This is a genomic window from Vibrio sp. LQ2, from assembly GCF_023920125.1.
GTDB lineage: Bacteria > Pseudomonadota > Gammaproteobacteria > Enterobacterales > Vibrionaceae > Vibrio > Vibrio fluvialis.
The window spans coordinates 2481000-2498627 of the sequence record NZ_CP085308.1 but is presented as its reverse complement, the minus strand read 5'-3'; the positions used below and the strand labels follow the sequence as shown (position 1 = coordinate 2498627).

General features: G+C 50.2%; 17 protein-coding genes. 2 read left to right on the top strand and 15 right to left on the bottom strand.

Annotated features, from left to right (window positions below; all coding sequences use genetic code 11):
* The 7 genes from hscA to trmJ form a co-directional block, all read right to left on the bottom strand.
* Entirely contained in the window at positions 1-1854 is a 1854-nt protein-coding gene (gene hscA, locus LGV68_RS11700) for a Fe-S protein assembly chaperone HscA (RefSeq protein ID WP_024374135.1), read from the bottom strand.
* Between the two features lie 21 nt (positions 1855-1875).
* Entirely contained in the window at positions 1876-2391 is a 516-nt protein-coding gene (hscB, locus tag LGV68_RS11695) for a co-chaperone HscB (protein ID WP_020330646.1), read from the bottom strand.
* A 67-nt stretch (positions 2392-2458) separates the two neighbouring features.
* Positions 2459-2782 carry an iron-sulfur cluster assembly protein IscA gene (gene iscA / locus LGV68_RS11690; protein ID WP_020330645.1) on the bottom strand — a complete coding sequence of 108 codons (324 nt, stop codon included), beginning with the start codon at positions 2780-2782 and terminating at the stop codon, positions 2459-2461.
* A gap of 59 nt (positions 2783-2841) precedes the next feature.
* Positions 2842-3225, bottom strand: coding sequence for a Fe-S cluster assembly scaffold IscU (gene iscU, locus LGV68_RS11685; RefSeq protein WP_020330644.1), 384 nt, complete (start codon positions 3223-3225; stop codon positions 2842-2844).
* 36 nt (positions 3226-3261) lie between these two features.
* A complete protein-coding gene (locus LGV68_RS11680; protein ID WP_020330643.1) occupies positions 3262-4476 on the bottom strand; it encodes an IscS subfamily cysteine desulfurase in 1215 nt (404 codons plus the stop codon).
* Between the two features lie 26 nt (positions 4477-4502).
* A complete protein-coding gene (iscR, locus tag LGV68_RS11675; RefSeq protein ID WP_080650529.1) occupies positions 4503-5024 on the bottom strand; it encodes a Fe-S cluster assembly transcriptional regulator IscR in 522 nt (173 codons plus the stop codon).
* A gap of 113 nt (positions 5025-5137) precedes the next feature.
* The gene (trmJ, locus tag LGV68_RS11670) at positions 5138-5869 is read right to left on the bottom strand and encodes a tRNA (cytosine(32)/uridine(32)-2'-O)-methyltransferase TrmJ (RefSeq protein WP_020330641.1); all 732 of its coding nucleotides are present in this window, start codon (positions 5867-5869) and stop codon (positions 5138-5140) included.
* Between the two features lie 179 nt (positions 5870-6048).
* On the opposite strand from trmJ, the gene suhB reads away from it, so the two are divergent.
* Positions 6049-6852, top strand: a complete 804-nt coding sequence (suhB, locus tag LGV68_RS11665; RefSeq protein ID WP_020330640.1) for an inositol-1-monophosphatase — start codon at positions 6049-6051, stop codon at positions 6850-6852.
* 84 nt (positions 6853-6936) lie between these two features.
* On the opposite strand, the gene LGV68_RS11660 is transcribed toward suhB, so the two are convergent.
* From LGV68_RS11660 to queA, 6 genes are all read right to left on the bottom strand, one after another.
* Positions 6937-7485: an isochorismatase family protein gene (locus LGV68_RS11660; RefSeq protein ID WP_020429890.1), complete on the bottom strand. Its 549-nt coding sequence runs from the start codon at positions 7483-7485 to the stop codon at positions 6937-6939.
* Positions 7486-7570: 85 nt separating this feature from the next.
* Positions 7571-8518: a protein translocase subunit SecF gene (secF, locus tag LGV68_RS11655; protein WP_208563568.1), complete on the bottom strand. Its 948-nt coding sequence runs from the start codon at positions 8516-8518 to the stop codon at positions 7571-7573.
* A gap of 14 nt (positions 8519-8532) precedes the next feature.
* A complete protein-coding gene (secD, locus tag LGV68_RS11650; protein ID WP_075988854.1) occupies positions 8533-10386 on the bottom strand; it encodes a protein translocase subunit SecD in 1854 nt (617 codons plus the stop codon).
* Between the two features lie 21 nt (positions 10387-10407).
* Positions 10408-10740 (bottom strand): preprotein translocase subunit YajC, encoded by a 333-nt coding sequence (yajC, locus tag LGV68_RS11645; protein ID WP_020330635.1) that lies wholly within the window; start codon positions 10738-10740, stop codon positions 10408-10410.
* 105 nt (positions 10741-10845) lie between these two features.
* Positions 10846-11985, bottom strand: coding sequence for a tRNA guanosine(34) transglycosylase Tgt (tgt, locus tag LGV68_RS11640; protein ID WP_020330634.1), 1140 nt, complete (start codon positions 11983-11985; stop codon positions 10846-10848).
* A 139-nt stretch (positions 11986-12124) separates the two neighbouring features.
* Positions 12125-13183 carry a tRNA preQ1(34) S-adenosylmethionine ribosyltransferase-isomerase QueA gene (gene queA / locus LGV68_RS11635; RefSeq protein WP_252535240.1) on the bottom strand — a complete coding sequence of 353 codons (1059 nt, stop codon included), beginning with the start codon at positions 13181-13183 and terminating at the stop codon, positions 12125-12127.
* A 347-nt stretch (positions 13184-13530) separates the two neighbouring features.
* Between queA and LGV68_RS11630 the strand changes: the two genes are divergently transcribed.
* Positions 13531-14001, top strand: coding sequence for a CBS domain-containing protein (locus LGV68_RS11630; RefSeq protein ID WP_020429889.1), 471 nt, complete (start codon positions 13531-13533; stop codon positions 13999-14001).
* Between the two features lie 88 nt (positions 14002-14089).
* Here LGV68_RS11630 and aceA read toward each other — a convergent pair whose 3' ends face one another.
* Both aceA and aceB read right to left on the bottom strand, forming a co-directional pair.
* Positions 14090-15400 (bottom strand): isocitrate lyase, encoded by a 1311-nt coding sequence (aceA, locus tag LGV68_RS11625; protein WP_020330631.1) that lies wholly within the window; start codon positions 15398-15400, stop codon positions 14090-14092.
* A gap of 120 nt (positions 15401-15520) precedes the next feature.
* The gene (gene aceB, locus LGV68_RS11620; protein WP_222733414.1) at positions 15521-17158 is read right to left on the bottom strand and encodes a malate synthase A; all 1638 of its coding nucleotides are present in this window, start codon (positions 17156-17158) and stop codon (positions 15521-15523) included.
* Positions 17159-17628 lie beyond the last annotated feature (470 nt).

The following is a 17628-nucleotide window of genomic DNA, read 5'->3' as shown; positions in this document are numbered from 1 at the left end:
TCAAATCTCGTCAACAGAATGACCGGCCAGCGCAGCACGGATGGATTTATCCATACGACGTGATGCAAAGTCCTGACTGGCTTTGTCGGTATCTTTAATGCCCTGTTCAATGGCATCAGCATTGTCGCCATTGCGCAGTTCAATCAGTTTTTCAATAGCTTGCAGTAGTGTCTGACGCTCTTCTTCGGTCAGCAAATCGTCACCGTCTGCCTGCATGGCGGAAATCAGACCTTCAATCACGCGGTCGGCTTCCACACGCTGTTCAACCAGTGCACGCGCCTGCATGTCATCTTTGGCGTGCGCCATCGAATCTTTCAGCATGTTGGCTACTTCGTCGTCACTCAGACCGTAAGACGGTTTGACCTGAATTTCTGACTGCACACCAGTGCTCTTTTCCATTGCAGTTACGGACAACAGTCCATCAGCATCGACCTGATACGTCACGCGAATGTGCGCCGCACCCGCTGCCATTGGCGGAATGCCTTTGAGCGAGAAACGCGCCAGCGAGCGGCAATCATCCACCAGTTCACGCTCGCCCTGCACCACGTGCACGCTCATCGCCGTTTGACCATCTTTAAAAGTGGTAAACTCTTGCGCGCGAGCAACAGGAATGGTGGTGTTGCGTGGAATGATTTTTTCCACCAGACCGCCCATGGTTTCGATGCCCAGCGACAGTGGAATCACGTCCAGTAGCAACATTTCTGAATCCGGCTTGTTACCCGCCAGAATGTCCGCCTGAATCGCGGCACCAATCGCCACAACTTCATCCGGGTTGATGCTGGTCAGTGGTGTACGGCCAAAGAACTCGCCAACCATAGCTCGTACGAATGGCGTTCGAGTGGAACCGCCCACCATCACAACTTCTAACACTTCGTCTGCGGCTACATCAGCATCTTTCAGTGCACGGCGGCACGCCATCAGCGTCTTTTTCACCAGCGGCTGAATCAGTTCATTCAGTGTTTCTCGACTAAGTGAACCGGACCATCCCAGCACATCAACCGGCGCTTCTTCGGCGTCAGTCAGGGCAATTTTTGCTTGTGTCGCCGCATTGATCAACGCGCGGTATTTATCAGCACTCAACTTTCCTTCCAAGCCCATTTGAGCTTGCAGGTGATCAGCAATCAAGTGGTCAAAATCATCACCGCCCAGCGCCGAATCGCCGCCTGTTGCCAACACCTCGAACACACCTTTAGAAAGGCGCAGAATCGAAATATCGAATGTACCACCACCTAGGTCATACACGGCGATCACGCCTTCCTGACCGGAGTCCAGGCCATAAGCAATCGCTGCTGCTGTTGGTTCGTTCAGCAGACGTAATACATGCAATCCGGCCAGATTCGCCGCATCTTTAGTGCCCGCACGCTGAGCGTCATCAAAGTAAGCCGGCACAGTGATCACCACACCAGCCAGTTCACCGCCTAGAGTACTTTCAGCACGTTTTGCCAGTGATTTAAGAATGTCCGCAGAAACCTGAATCGGGTTCTTGTCACCCTGTTCGGTTTGCAGAATCGGCAGGCCGTTGTCACTCGCTTTAAAACGGTATGGCAGGTTGGTATAGCGAGTTTCAATATCTTGCAGTGAACGACCAATCAGGCGTTTCACCGAAATGATGGTGTTTTCAGGATCAGCCTGAGCTTTATCTCGTGCTTCGTAGCCAACCAAGCTTTCTTCGCCTGAGTAGTTCACGACGGAAGGCAGAATGCTTCTTCCTTGCTCATCAAGCAACGTGGTTGCGCTGCCGCTGCGCACGGATGCAACCAGTGAGTTGGTGGTTCCCAGGTCAATACCCGCGGCCAGTTTATGCTGGTGCGGCGCCGAACTTTGACCAGGTTCTGCAATCTGAAGTAATGCCATGGATGGGTCCTTTTATTTGAATTAGCCGAGCAGCTTGTCTTCGACTCGTTCTATTTCAGTTTTTAATTTGGCAATAAATTTAAGTTTACGTACGGTATCTGCGGCAGTTTCCCATTGCGCCTCGTTCAGCTCTTTTTCGACCTGAACCAGATGCTGCTTGTACATCTTGCTGACTTTGCCATCAAAATCAAACAAGGCACTTTCCGGATCTGCACGACTTTCGACCGCTTCAAGTTCTTCACGCAGTTCCATCTGTTCCATCAGGAACATCGGATCCTGAAGCGTTTGTTGCTCACCACGAAGCTCAACGCCATTTAAAGACAGCAGGTATTCTGCGCGATTGATTGGGCTTTTCAAAATTTGGTGGGCGTCATTAATCTGCGCCGCTTTCTGGACCGCCAACAGGCGATCCCGCTCAGACGCGGTGGCAAAATTATCCGGATGGAAACGCTTTTGCAACTCACGGAACTGAGAAGAAAGAAGGCTACCATCCAGATCAAACTGAGTTGGTAGCCCAAATAATTCAAAGTAATTCATGTAAAACCGGTCCTTAATATTCGGAGACAGGCAGCCAGTGGCTACCTGCAACACCGAGATTCAACCGTTAAACGTTGAAGCTTTCACCACAACCACATTCACTTTTCGCATTTGGGTTGTTGAACTCAAAACCTTCGTTTAACCCTTCTTTCTTATAATCGAGCTGAGTGCCGTCGAGATAAACCAGGCTCTTGCTGTCGATGATCACTTTCACACCATGATCTTCAAACACCTGATCTTCTTCGTTGAGTTCATCAACGAATTCCAACACGTAAGCCATACCAGAGCAGCCTGTGGTTTTTACACCCAGACGTAAACCGACACCTTTACCCCGGTTATCCAGGTAAGATTTCACTCGGCTTGCTGCGGTTTCGGTTAGGGTAATGGCCATACTACAACCTTTGATTCTCAATTAATTAAAGGGGGGAGCAGCCAGTGCTCCCTAATGAATTACAGTTCGTGTTTTTTCTTGTAATCAGCAACAGCCGCTTTGATTGCATCTTCTGCCAGAATTGAACAGTGAACTTTCACTGGTGGCAACTCAAGCTCTTCTGCAATTTCAGAGTTTTTGATTGCTGCTGCTTCATCGATAGATTTGCCTTTCACCCACTCAGTAACCAGTGAGCTTGACGCGATTGCGCTACCGCAGCCGTAAGTTTTGAACTTCGCATCTTCAATAATGCCTTCTGGAGACACTTTGATTTGCAGGCGCATTACGTCACCACAAGCCGGAGCGCCAACCATGCCGCTACCTACTGATGGGTCTTCTTTATCGAAAGAACCAACGTTACGTGGGTTCTCGTAGTGATCAATTACTTTTTCGCTGTATGCCATGATAGTTACCTCAAATCCTCTATATCCCTGGAACGATTAGTGGTGAGCCCATTCTACGGTACTCAGATCCACACCCTCTTTATACATATCCCATAGAGGAGACATGTCGCGTAGTTTGCTTACCGCTACACGAATCAGTTCGATTGCGTAGTCAACTTCTTCTTCAGTCGTGAAACGACCAAACGAGAAGCGAATTGAGCTGTGAGCCAGTTCATCATTCAGACCCAGAGCACGCAGTACGTACGATGGTTCCAGGCTTGCTGATGTACATGCACTGCCTGAAGACACTGCGATGTCTTTCAGAGACATCAAAAGTGACTCACCTTCAACAAACGCGAAGCTGATGTTGAGGTTGTTTGGCAGACGCTGTTCCAGATCACCGTTAATGGTAACGGCTTCCATATCTTTAATGCCGCTTAGCATGCGATCGCGCAGCGCAACTGCGTGGTCGTAATCTTTCTGCATCTCTTCTTTTGCGATACGGAACGCTTCGCCCATGCCCACAATTTGGTGGGTCGCCAGTGTACCAGAGCGGAAACCACGCTCATGACCACCGCCGTGCATTTGCGCTTCCAGGCGAATACGTGGCTTACGACGTACGTACAGTGCGCCGATACCTTTTGGACCGTAGATTTTGTGTGCAGACAGAGAGATCAGGTCAACTTTCGTTTCCTGAACATCAATCGGCAGTTTACCCGCTGATTGTGCTGCATCGACGTGGAATACGATTTTACGCGCGCGGCACAACTCGCCAATCGCCGTAATGTCCTGAATCACGCCAATTTCGTTGTTCACGTGCATGATTGAAACCAGAATCGTGTCGTCACGCATTGCTGCTTCCAACTTGTTCAGGTCAATCAGGCCATTGGTTTCAGGCTCAAGATAAGTTACTTCAAATCCTTCACGCTCTAGCTGACGCGTAGTGTCCAGCACGGCTTTGTGTTCGGTTTTGCAAGTGATGATGTGTTTACCTTGCTTTTGATAAAAGTGCGCAACACCTTTAATCGCCAGGTTGTCAGATTCTGTTGCACCCGAAGTGAAGACAATTTCACGTGGGTCTGCGTTGAGAAGATCCGCAATTTGCTCACGCGCGGTGTCTACCGCTTCTTCTGCCTGCCAGCCATAACGATGAGAACGCGATGCCGGGTTACCGAAGTTTCCGTCCATCGTCATGCACTGAACCATCTTTTCAGCAACACGCGGATCGACTGGGCAAGTTGCTGAATAGTCTAAATAAATAGGCAGTTTCATTTTTTACTCCAATGTAAACATTGCCGCTATGAGCGAACGTTAATACCAACGGGTGCCGCACCAATGGTGACTGTGTTCGAATTTTTGTGTGCAAGCCCTTGGCTAACCGCGAGATCAATATCTTGGCGGTCTGAAATTTCTAAGACTTCGTTATCAATCATAAGCTCACCGAGCGTAATGTTGTTCAGGAAGTCGCTGATGCGTGAGCTGAGGTCACGCCACAGAGTGTGCGTTAAACAACGCGTGCCACCCTGGCAATCGCCCTTGCCATTGCATTTCGTCGCGTCGACAGACTCGTCAACAGCGGCAATGACCGTACCGATTGAAATCGTTGTCGCGTCAGAACCCAGACGGTAGCCACCACCTGGTCCGCGAACACTCGCCACTAGGCCGGCTTTACGCAGCTTAGAAAAAAGCTGCTCTAAGTATGAAAGCGAAATACCCTGACGTTCTGAAATGTCCGCCAATGGTACTGGGTTTTGCTGCGAATGCAGAGCCACATCTAACATGGCCGTTACTGCATATCTTCCTTTAGATGTAAGTCTCATATCACACCGTATCCACATTGTTTCTGTGGATAGAAGTTTTTCATACCTGACAAAATTGGTCAAGTATTTATTTGACTAAATTACTCGGGTATTTAACCCTAGGGTAACTGCGGTCAATCTTTATGCAGCGCTTTCTTTTCTATCGCGGTCAGAACACCACGCAGAATATTCAGTTCCTGTTCTTCCGGGCGCGCGCGGCTGAACAGACGACGTAATTTGTTCATCACCTGACCTGGCTTCTCTTCAGAGATAAACTGGGTCTGTACCAACACCTTTTCAAGGTGGGAGTAGAACATTTCCAGCTCATTGTGACGGGGGTAATCCACTGGTTGTGAAGGCGGAAATTGCGCCTCTAGCTGGTTCAGATGCGCGACACGAATTTCGTAGCACAATGTCTGAACCGCCATGGCCAGGTTCAGGGAGCTGTATTCCGGATTGGCCGGAATAGCGACGTGATAATGACATTTTTGCAACTCATCATTGGTCAGGCCTGTGCGTTCACGGCCAAACACAATGGCGACTTTGCGCTGCAGGCCTTCCTGAGCGAATTTTTCACCGCATTCGCGAGGGTCAAGCATCGGCCATTCAAGTGTGCGGGAACGCGCGCTGGTTCCGACCACTAAGGCACAATCTGCAACAGCATCATCCAATGTTTCAACAATCTGAGCATTGAGCGCAATTTCGCTCGCCCCGGCAGCCAGTGCAATCGCCTGAGCGTCCACTTCACACTGCGGATCGACCAATACCATCTGTTTGAGCCCCATGACTTTCATCGCACGGGCCGCAGAGCCGATATTTCCCGAATGTGAGGTTCCGACTAAAACGACTTTAACATTGTCTAACATTGCGTTATTACACCACTCAATTTACAGCCGCAGAATCTTAACATAAACCTGAGTGAAATGGTCAGACCCTTTGCGGACATCGCCATCAAACGCGCAAAAAATAACCACTTCCCTTTTGCGAAAGTTTTGATATACTGCCGCCCGCTTTTTCGTTCTTTAACATCCTTTGGGAAATTCGTATGCATCCAATGCTAAACATTGCTATTCGCGCGGCGCGAAAAGCAGGCAACCATATTGCCAAATCTCTAGAAAACGCTGAGAAAATTGAATCAACTCAGAAAGGCACGAACGACTTTGTTACTAACGTAGACAAAGAAGCAGAAGCTATCATCATTTCAACTATCAAGAGCTCATACCCAGAGCACTGTATCGTTGCCGAAGAAGGCGGTCTTATCGAAGGTAAAGATAAGGACGTACAATGGATCATCGACCCACTGGATGGCACCACTAACTTTGTTAAAGGTCTTCCTCACTTCGCGGTTTCTATCGCGGTTCGCTTCAAAGGCAAAACTGAAGTCGCCTGTGTTTACGATCCAATGCTGAATGAACTGTTTACTGCTCAACGTGGTTCTGGCGCACAGCTGAACAACGCGCGTATCCGTGTTCAACCACTGAAAGATCTGCAAGGTGCCGTTCTGGCAACAGGTTTCCCATTCAAACAGAAACAGCATTCTGAGTCTTTCATGAAGATCATCTCTGCTCTGTTCATTGAATGTGCGGACTTCCGTCGTACTGGTTCTGCGGCTCTGGATCTGTGTTACCTGGCCTCTAACCGTGTTGATGGTTACTTTGAGCTGGGTCTGAAACCTTGGGATATGGCAGCGGGTGAACTGATTGCTCGTGAAGCAGGCGCAATCCTGACTGACTTTGCTGGCGGCACTGATTACATGAAATCAGGCAACATCGTAGGTTCAAGCCCACGCGGTGTGAAAGCAATTCTTAAGCACATCCGTGAAAACGGCAACAGCGCAATTCTGAAATAAGAACGCCCTGAGAATTCCAGCTCCGTCACAGCTGATAAAAAGCCCCGCAATCGCGGGGCTTTTTTTATACCTATTGGGCACTGATTACAACAGAGCCAAGACATCCTGAGTGGTGCCTGTTTCGGCCAGACGTGGAAAAATCGCGTTAATCGCGTGCTGGTGATTATCGAGATTCAAATCCGTCATCGCATCGGTACACAACGTCACATGATAGCCGAGTTCAAACGCCTGACGGGCCGTTGATTCCACACCAATACTGGTTGCGATACCAACGATCACCACTTGCGTCACTCCCAACGCTTGCAACTGCTGATGCAAATCGGTGTGCATGAATGCCCCCCAAGTGCGTTTGGTGATCAGAATGTCATCGTCCTGACGGTGAAGTTCATCCACTAAAGTCGCCCAATTGTCCGGTACCGAATGCGAACCGAGCTTCTGGTCCGTACGTCCCGGCGCACCGCCTGCCACATTGACTAATACCACAGGTCGCTGTTGCTGATGAAACACATCAATCAGTCGGTTTGCCTGTTCAATCACACCCGGCACCGTATGCTGGGGAGGCAGAGCCACAATACCGCACTGCAAATCAATCACGATCAGTGCGGTTGTTTTATCCAATTGAGTAATCGCCATGCGCGCTCCTTTTCGTTAATGACAATAGAATGTTAAAAGTAACCATAAGAAAAAAGCCACTGAATCGTCAGTGGCTTTGAGGAGATTATGGCAGCTCGTCGAGATCTGCACCTTCTTTTTCCACTTGTGGTGGAAGCAGGTGCTCACGGGTAATCCCCAGTCTCAGAGCCAGAGCCGATGCGACGTAGATTGATGAGTAAGTACCGACGGTAATACCCAACAATAGTGCGGTAGCAAAACCATGAATGTTCGCGCCGCCCTGTACAAACAGAGCAATCACCACAAACAACGTGGTTCCCGAAGTGATCAGCGTACGGCTCAGCGTTTGTGTGATCGAGATGTTCATGATCTCAGCCGGTTCGCCCTTACGCAATTTGCGGAAGTTTTCACGAATCCGGTCAAAGACCACGATAGTATCGTTGAGCGAGTAACCGACCACCGTCAGCAGTGCCGCGACAATCGTCAAGTCCACTTCGATTTGCAACAGTGAGAACACGCCAAGCGTAATGATGACATCGTGCGCCAGTGACAACACAGCACCGGCCGCCAGACGCCATTCAAAGCGCATTGAGACGTAAATCAGGATACAGATCAGTGATACGATGATCGCCAGACCACCCGCCTCTGTCAGTTCGTCACCCACGTTAGGACCGACGAACTCGATACGGCGCATTTCCACCGCTTTACCGGTACCTTCTTTGATAGCATCCAGAATCTGGTTACCCAGTGTCTGGCCTGCCATATCATCACGTGGACGCAGACGTACCATGACTTCACGAGCAGAGCCAAAGTTCTGCACCGTTGCATCACCAAAACCTTTCACTTCCAATGACGTACGAATCTCTTCAAGGTTCGCAGGCTGCTCAAAACCGACTTCAATCAGCGTACCGCCGGTGAAGTCCAGGCCCCAGTTCAGCCATTTGGTCGACAGCGTGAAGATCGAAGCTCCGATCATCAGCAGCGACAGCATGAAAGTGACCTTCGACCAACGCATAAAGTCGATCGTTTTCTCTGCTTTCAGAATTTGAAACATAATAATTCCTGGCCTTAGATCGACAATTTGTTGATGCGTTTACCGCCGTACAGCAGGTTGACGATGCAACGTGTACCGATGATAGCGGTAAACATGGAGGTCAAAATACCGATAGACAGCGTGACCGCGAAGCCTTTAATCGCACCTGTACCTACGGCAAAAAGAATGATTGCCGTGATCAGCGTGGTGATGTTGGCATCAGCAATGGTACTGAACGCGTTAGCATAACCCTGGTGAATCGCTTGCTGAGGATTGCGTCCATCACGCAGCTCTTCACGAATACGCTCGAAGATCAAGACGTTGGCGTCGACCGCCATACCGACTGTCAGAACGATACCCGCAATGCCCGGCAGCGTCATGGTGGCACCTGGAATCATCGACATCACACCGATGATCAGCACCAAGTTTGCCGCAAGCGCAACGTTGGCGATCAGACCAAACTTACGGTAGTACAGCGCGGTGAAGATCATCACCGCCAGCAGACCCCAGATACATGCCTGAATACCCATATCGATGTTTTGCTGACCCATTGATGGACCAATGGTGCGCTCTTCAACGATAGAGATAGGTGCGATCAGTGCGCCTGCACGCAGCAGCAGCGCCAGGTTGTGCGCTTCGGCAACAGAGTTAATCCCGGTGATGCGGAAGTTACGGCCCAGAGCTGACTGAATGGTCGCCTGGTTGATCACTTCTTCATGCTTGGTCAGAATCACTTTGCCTTCAGCGGTTTTCTCGCCACTGTCCTTGTATTCAGCAAACACGGTCGCCATCAACTTGCCGATGTTCTTTTTCGAGAACGCCGCCATTTTGCTGCCGCCTTCGCTGTCGAGCGAAATGTTTACCTGTGGACGGCCGTATTCATCGGTGCTTGAACTTGCATCCGTGATGCTTGAACCGCCCAGAATCACACGTTTTTTCAGCACAACCGGACGGCCTGAACGATCCAGTTTGATTTCACTGCCCGCAGGTACACGACCTGAAGCCGCGGCCGCTAGATCAGCTTTATCATCCACTTCGCGGAATTCAAGCGTGGCCGTTGCGCCTAAGATTTCTTTGGCACGCGCTGTATCCTGAACCCCTGGCAGTTCAACCACGATACGAGTAGCACCCTGACGCTGAACCAGTGGCTCAGCCACACCCAGTTCGTTTACACGGTTACGCAGAATGGTGATGTTCTGTTCAACAGCGTAGTTACGGATTTCCTGCAGACGTGCCTCAGTAAAGGTGGCAGTCAGAATGAAACGACCTTCGGTGTCTGAAGGAACAAACGTCATATCACGGTGCTTGGATTCCAGTGCTTTACGCGCCTGATCGACCTGTTCGGCATCACGCAGCGTAATTTCCACTGAATTCGCCAGAGGACGAATCGCACGGTAACGGATTTTTTCTTCACGCAGTTCGCTGCGGAAAGCTTCTTCCTGCTGACCGATCAATTTCTCCATTGCCGCGTCCATGTCGACTTCCATCAGGAAGTGCACGCCGCCGCGCAGATCGAGACCGAGTTTCATTGGCGCAGCGCCAATCGATTCCAACCAATCCGGAGTTGAAGCAGCCAGGTTTAACGCCACAATCTTGTCACTGCCTAACGCTTCGCTGATCACGTCGCGGGCACTGATTTGAGTATCGGTGTCGTTAAATCGAACAAGAATGGATCCATTTTCGAGAGCAATGGATTTATGAGAAAGGTGCGCCGTATCGAGCGCTTTGGTGACAGCATCCAGCGTTGACATATCTACAGAGGCGCCACGCGCCCCTGTAACTTGAATAGCCGGATCTTCACCGTAGATATTTGGAAGTGCATACAAGGCAGAGATGGCAATGGCGAACACCACCATCAGGTACTTCCATAATGGATAACGGTTTAACACAGCGAGGATCCTCTAGCTGTTTTATAGAGATTTCAGTGTACCTTTTGGCAGCACTGCAGTGACGAAGTCTTTTTTGATCACAACTTCATTGTTTGTGTTCAGTTCGATTGAGATGTAGTCGTTGTCTTCTGCAATCTTCGTGATTTTGCCAACCAGACCACCGCTTGTCAGAACTTCATCACCTTTGCCCATGGAGGACATCAGGTTTTTATGCTCTTTCACACGCTTTGATTGTGGGCGGTAGATCATGAAGTAGAAGATCACCGCGAACATGCCCAGCATGATCAGCATTTCAAAACCACCACCTTGTGGGGCACCTTCACCTGCTGCATGTGCTACAGAAATTAGACTCATTGAGAAACGTCCTCTAAGTTATTGTTGTGTAATTTTCGATTCTATTGGGCTACGCCAGGTTAAATTCAAGCAGCTCAGTGCACAAATCCAACCTGGCGCACGAAATCACGCCTTTTCTTTTTGCAGCGGCGGCACTTCGCGGTCACGACGTGCGTAGAACTCCGTTACAAATTGATCAAAGCGGTCTTCATCAATCGCGCGACGAATGCTCTCCATCAGGCGCTGGTAGTAGCGCAGGTTATGGATCGTATTCAAACGTGCACCCAGGATTTCGTTACAGCGATCCAAGTGGTGCAGATACGATTTAGAATAATTTTTGCAAGTGTAACAGTCACAATGCGGATCCAGAGGTGATGTATCCGTTTTATGTGTTGCATTACGGATCTTGATCACACCGCCAGTCACAAACAGGTGGCCGTTACGTGCGTTACGCGTTGGCATCACGCAGTCAAACATGTCGATACCGCGGCGAACACCTTCCACCAAGTCTTCCGGTTTGCCCACGCCCATCAGGTAACGCGGTTTATCTTCCGGCAGTTGTGGACAGGTATGTTCCAGAACGCGGTGCATATCTTCTTTCGGCTCACCCACCGCCAAACCACCGACTGCGTAACCGTCAAAACCGATTTCAGTCAGGCCTTTGACCGACACGTCACGCAAGTCTTCATACACGCCGCCCTGAACGATACCAAACAGGTTGTTCGGGTTTTCCAGCTTGTCGAAGTGGTCGCGTGAACGACGTGCCCAGCGCAGCGACATTTCCATCGATTTCTTCGCTTCATCGTGCGTCGCCGGGTAAGGCGTACACTCGTCGAAGATCATGACGATGTCAGAGCCGAGGTCTTTCTGGATTTCCATCGACTTTTCCGCGTCCATGAAAATTTTGTCGCCGTTCACCGGGTTGCGGAAATGCACCCCTTCTTCGGTGATTTTACGAATATCACCCAGGCTGAACACCTGGAAACCGCCTGAGTCGGTCAGGATCGGACCTTGCCAGTTCATAAAATCATGCAGGTCACCGTGCATTTTCATCACTTCCTGACCCGGGCGAAGCCACAGGTGGAAAGTGTTACCCAGCAGGATTTGCGCGCCCGTCGCTGCCACTTCTTCCGGCGTCATGCCTTTAACCGTACCGTAAGTGCCCACTGGCATAAATGCCGGCGTTTGTACTGTGCCACGCTCAAAGGTCAGTTGACCACGACGAGCGGTGCCGTCTTTCTTTTTCAGTTCGAACTTAAGTTTCACTAAAGCCTCCAAATGTCAGAGAAACAGTCTGACGGATTATGTATCTGTGCCGCGTCAGGCAGGCATCGATACCACATCGCCCGGATAAGTGTCCTGACGATTCATAATAGATTGTGTTTATGACGTCACGCCTGCCGAATTAAGCTTCGACGGTTCGTTTACGGATAAACATCGCATCACCATAGCTAAAGAAGCGATACTGCTGCGTTACCGCATGATCGTATGCAGCCATGGTGTGCTCATAGCCAGCAAAGGCGCTCACCAACATGATGAGTGTCGATTCCGGCAAATGGAAGTTGGTGATCAAGCAATCCACCAACTGGTATTCATAACCAGGGAAGATGAAGATCTCGGTGTCACCAAAAAACGGAACCAGCTCAGTGCCCTTTTTCAGCGCATCTTGCGCTGCGCTTTCCAGCGAACGGACCGACGTGGTTCCTACCGCAATAATGCGGCCGCCACGGGCTTTGGTCGCGGCAATCGCGTCCACCACCTCTTGCGGCACTTCAACGTATTCCGCATGCATGTGGTGATCGTTGATATTGTCCACACGCACCGGCTGGAATGTGCCCGCACCCACATGAAGAGTCACGTAAGCAAATTCGACACCTTTCGCCTTGATTTGCTCAAGCAGCGCTTGGTCAAAGTGAAGGCCGGCTGTCGGCGCAGCCACTGCGCCCGGCTTCTGGTTGTAGACGGTCTGATAACGCTCTTTATCCGCATCGTCGTCAGGACGAGCGATGTACGGCGGCAGCGGCATGTGACCAATCTGGTTCAGAATGTCCAGCACCACAGTTTCAGCGGTAAAACGAATCTCAAACAGCGCATCGTGACGCGCTTCCATGATGGCATGGAATTCATCGTTTTCGCCCAGAAACAGTTCGGTGCCTGGCTTGGGCGGCTTAGAGCAGCGCACGTGAGCCAGAATCGAATGTTCATCCAGCATACGCTCCACCAGCACTTCCAGCTTACCGCCAGAGGCTTTACGGCCGAACATACGTGCCGGAATGACTCGAGTATTGTTAAACACCAGTAAATCACCCGGCTCAACACAGTTCAGGACATCCTTAAAGGTGCCATCAACCAGCTCACCGGTGTTGCCGTCTAGCTGCAGCAGACGGCTGGCGGTTCGTTCCGCCATCGGATAGCGAGCAATCAGCTCGTCCGGGAGTTCAAAATGAAAATCTGAAACTTGCATGACTCTTTCTTGATTCTCTTGGCTTTCGCCTTTCTCGGGATAGGTGCGACGGTTTATTTCGCGGCGCGGTAGTATATACCCAAGTCATCTCAAGATACAGGATTGTGCACAAGTCAGGCGGGCCTTGAAAAGCAAAGGATTGTAATCAAAAGTGACATGCCAATCGCTCCGCTCAGCCAGTGAGGCCATAAAAACCGACTTAACTCTCAGATATTTATCCACAAAAAAACTATAGTTATAAGCAAAGAAGCCGCCGTCATCGCCGAACCCAGAGGCTCAGCCTAAAGAGGGGTATGACTTGCGGTCAGATGGGTATTTTACAGTCTCAGAAGAAACAGGAGTTGGTTATGATCAAGGTCGAAGACATGATGACTCGCAACCCTCACACCTTGTTGCGTTCCCATACTTTAGCCGATGCCCGTCATATGATGGAGGCACTGGATATTCGCCATATTCCGGTGGTCGATGCCAACCGTAAACTGCTTGGTATCGTCACTCAGCGCGACATTCTCGCGGCGCAGGAATCCAGCCTGCAAAGATTACCAGCCGAACAATCTTACACCGCCGATACCCCACTCTACGAAATGATGCACACGGAAGTGATGACGGTCGCGCCGCAGGCCGGATTAAAAGAGAGTGCCCTTTATATGCAAAAACATAAAGTGGGCTGTTTGCCGGTGGTGGCAAAAGGTGAGCTGGTTGGCATCATTACCGACAGCGATTTCGTCTCCATTGCCATCAACTTGCTTGAATTGGCCGAAGAAAGTGAACCGGATGAAATTGAGCAAGACAGTGATTTGGACACCACTGAGTTGTGATGAAAAACCAAAAAAAAGAGCGACCGAAGCCGCTCAAAGAGTGTTGCACAGATTATCGTTTTTAACTCACTGAGGTAAGTGAACTCAGTTAAAACTGGTCTTCTTCTGTAGAACCAGTCAGGGCAGTGACCGATGACTGACCACCTTGGATGGTGTTGGTCATCTTATCAAAGTAGCCGGTGCCCACTTCTTGTTGGTGGGCCACGAAGGTGTAGCCTTTTTCTGCTGCCTGGAATTCACGACGCTGAACCATTTCCACGTAGTGACGCATGCCTTCACCCTGTGCGTAAGCGTGCGCCAGTTCGAACATGTTGAACCACATGTTGTGAATACCGGCCAGAGTAATGAACTGGTATTTGTAGCCCATGTCCGCCAGTTCCTGCTGGAACTTGGCAATGGTTTCCGCATCCAGGTTTTTCTCCCAGTTGAACGATGGCGAACAGTTGTAAGCCAGCAGTTGATCCGGATACTGAGCGTGAATCGCTTCCGCGAACTTACGCGCCTCTTCCAGATCCGGTTTAGCCGTTTCACACCACACCAAATCAGCGTATGGCGAGTAAGCCAGACCACGGGCAATCGCCTGATCAATCCCGGCACGCACGCGATAGAAACCTTCTGCGGTGCGCTCACCAACGATGAAATCGGCATCGTATGGATCGCAATCTGAAGTCAGCAGGTCAGCCGCGTTGGCATCGGTACGCGCAATCACCAGAGTGGTGGTACCCGCCACGTCAGCCGCCAGTCGCGCCGCAACCAGTTTTTGCACCGCTTCTTGAGTTGGAACCAATACTTTACCGCCCATGTGACCACATTTTTTGACTGACGCCAGTTGGTCTTCGAAGTGCACGCCCGCAGCGCCCGCTTCAATCATCGACTTCATCAGCTCGTAAGCATTCAGAACGCCACCAAAGCCCGCTTCCGCATCCGCCACGATAGGCAGGTAGTAATCAATACCGCCCTCATCTTCTGGTGATTTACCGCCAGACCACTGAATCTGGTCGGCACGGCGGAACGCATTGTTGATACGCTTCACCACGCTCGGTACAGAGTCAACCGGGTAAAGCGATTGGTCCGGGTACATAGTGCCCGCGGTGTTGTTGTCCGCCGCCACCTGCCAGCCCGACAGATAAATCGCTTCGATACCGGCTTTCGCCTGCTGCACCGCCTGACCACCCGTCAGTGCGCCCAGACAGTTCACATAGCCTTTCTTGGCATTACCATTGACCAGTGACCACAGTTTGTCAGCACCACGCTGGGCGATTGTATTGGCTGGTGTGACTGAACCTCGCAGGTTCACCACTTCTTCGGCGGTATAGGTACGTTTTACGTTTTTCCAGCGTGGGTTAGTTGCCCAATCTTTTTCCAGAGCTTCAATTTGTTGGCGGCGAGTCAGTGTCATAATCTATCCCTTCTTGTAATACGCAGCGCTCGGCATGCGCATGGTCGTCCTTTTCGCTATCAGTACAACAGGCTCTGATATTGAATCGTTAGTTTCACGTTACTGTTGTTATAAGTGGTATTACGCTAAGTAGTCGTAACCCGGTATGGTTAAGAAATTGGTCAGTTCATCACTGGTGGTCAGTGTTTCCATCAGTTGCGCGGCTTCTTCAAAGCGGCCTGCATTGAAACGTGGCTCACCGATTTCCGCTTTTACCACCTCGATTTCCTCCGCCAGATAATCGCGGAACAACTGTTTGGTCACCTGTTGGCCGTTATCGAGCGATTTACCGTGCTGAATCCATTGCCAGATAGAGGCGCGGGAAATTTCAGCCGTCGCAGCATCTTCCATCAGCCCGTAAATCGGCACACAACCATTGCCAGAGATCCAAGCCTCAATGTATTGCAGCGCAACGCGAATGTTGTGGCGCATACCCGCTTCGGTGCGCGGACCGTCACACGGTTCCAGCAATTCCTCAGCGTGAATCGGTGCATCCGACATGCGGCTGACATCTAACTGATTGCTGCGCTCACCCAGTACTTGGTTGAACACTTCCATTGCGGTATTTGCCAAGCCCGGGTGTGCAACCCAAGTGCCATCGTGGCCGTTGGTCGCTTCCAGCATTTTGTCGGTGCGAATCTTCTCCAGCACCTTGGCATTTTCTGCCGGATCTTTCACCGGAATGAAGGCCGCCATACCGCCCATCGCAAACGCGCCGCGTTTATGGCAGGTGTAAATCAGCAAACGTGAGTAGGCGTTGAGGAACGGTTTGTCCATCGTCACCACCTGGCGATCCGGCAGCACACGGTCGCTGTGTTTTTTCAACGTTTTGATGTAGCTAAAGATGTAGTCCCAGCGGCCGCAGTTCAGCCCCACGATATGCTCTTTGAGTGAAAACAAAATTTCATCCATCTGGAACACCGCAGGCAGAGTTTCAATCAGCACCGTGGCTTTAATGGTGCCCGTTTCCAGTCCAAAGTAATCTTCGGTGAAGTGGAACACTTCACTCCACCATTTCGCTTCCTGATACGCCTGAAGTTTTGGCAGATAAAAGTACGGACCACTGCCTTTTTTCAGCAACGCTTTGTAGTTGTTGAAGAAATAGAGCGCGAAGTCGAACAGAGCACCGGGAATTATCTGGCCGCCAAAAGTGACGTGTTTTTCTTTGAGGTGCAGGCCACGCACGCGGCAGATCAGCACCGCAGGGTCGTCCGTCAGTTCGTAACGCTTACCGTTGTCCGGGTTGGTGTAACTGATGGTGCCGTTAACCGCATCACGCAGGTTGATTTGGCCATCCAGTACTTTGTCCCACGCTGGCGCCATTGAGTCTTCAAAATCAGCCATGAACACTTTTACGTTCGCATTCAGCGCGTTAATCACCATTTTGCGATCCGTTGGACCAGTGATTTCTACGCGGCGATCCTGCAAATCTTGCGGAATCCCCAGGATTTTCCAGCTTCCTTCGCGAATATCTTGTGTCTCTTTGAGGAAATCTGGCAGTTGGCCTTGGTCGATCTGACTTTGTTTTTGTTCTCGCGCTGCAAGCAGCGTGTCGACACGTGAGGCAAACTGAGCACACAACTCAGATAAAAAGGTTTGGGCTTCCACAGGGAAAATCGCCTGATGTGCCGAAGACAGAGTTCCGGTCACCTCAAGCATGCCTTCGCTAGTAGTGGATTGGCGGTGTGCTAAATCTTTGTCTGGCGTTTGAGCAAGCATAACGTCCTTCCTTAGAATCGTTCTCAAGACCTCATTTGTAATTTTCAGACTACAAATTTCATCTTGCGTTTATTGGGCTAATTTGTTCCCCCGGTGTCTATACACTCCCTCAGAACCGGGTCATTTTCAAGACTTCCTAACCTAGACATAAGTCTTACAAAACTTAATTAAACCTTACCCGATAAGGCGTTAAGCGAAAAGACCAAAAGTTAATCAAAGGTGAAATTTGAAGTTTTATTCCGTTTCAAACTCATGCTTGAAATGCTAGGTAAAAATGTAATTTATTACGTAATAAAATTACATTAATTCTAAAGTGCAAAATCGATTTAAAACAGCACGGCATCGCATCACGACGTGGATCAAAGGTTGGGTTTTAAAGGCGGGAAGTGAAATCGCAGCGGATTTTTGAAACAACATCCGGTGTGAAATCTGTAAAATTTACTTTGTGAATTTTTACGATTTTATGAAAG

Coding starts and splice junctions, on each gene's coding strand:
- trmJ (WP_020330641.1), bottom strand. CDS start 5,869: ATGTTAGACAATGTTAAAGTCGTTTTAGTCGGAACCTCACATTCGGGA.
- LGV68_RS11630 (WP_020429889.1), top strand. CDS start 13,531: ATGATCAAGGTCGAAGACATGATGACTCGCAACCCTCACACCTTGTTG.
- hscA (WP_024374135.1), bottom strand. CDS start 1,854: ATGGCATTACTTCAGATTGCAGAACCTGGTCAAAGTTCGGCGCCGCAC.
- LGV68_RS11680 (WP_020330643.1), bottom strand. CDS start 4,476: ATGAAACTGCCTATTTATTTAGACTATTCAGCAACTTGCCCAGTCGAT.
- queA (WP_252535240.1), bottom strand. CDS start 13,183: ATGCAAGTTTCAGATTTTCATTTTGAACTCCCGGACGAGCTGATTGCT.
- aceB (WP_222733414.1), bottom strand. CDS start 17,158: ATGCTTGCTCAAACGCCAGACAAAGATTTAGCACACCGCCAATCCACT.
- iscA (WP_020330645.1), bottom strand. CDS start 2,782: ATGGCCATTACCCTAACCGAAACCGCAGCAAGCCGAGTGAAATCTTAC.
- iscR (WP_080650529.1), bottom strand. CDS start 5,024: ATGAGACTTACATCTAAAGGAAGATATGCAGTAACGGCCATGTTAGAT.
- secF (WP_208563568.1), bottom strand. CDS start 8,518: ATGTTTCAAATTCTGAAAGCAGAGAAAACGATCGACTTTATGCGTTGG.
- iscU (WP_020330644.1), bottom strand. CDS start 3,225: ATGGCATACAGCGAAAAAGTAATTGATCACTACGAGAACCCACGTAAC.
- suhB (WP_020330640.1), top strand. CDS start 6,049: ATGCATCCAATGCTAAACATTGCTATTCGCGCGGCGCGAAAAGCAGGC.
- LGV68_RS11660 (WP_020429890.1), bottom strand. CDS start 7,485: ATGGCGATTACTCAATTGGATAAAACAACCGCACTGATCGTGATTGAT.
- yajC (WP_020330635.1), bottom strand. CDS start 10,740: ATGAGTCTAATTTCTGTAGCACATGCAGCAGGTGAAGGTGCCCCACAA.
- aceA (WP_020330631.1), bottom strand. CDS start 15,400: ATGACACTGACTCGCCGCCAACAAATTGAAGCTCTGGAAAAAGATTGG.
- hscB (WP_020330646.1), bottom strand. CDS start 2,391: ATGAATTACTTTGAATTATTTGGGCTACCAACTCAGTTTGATCTGGAT.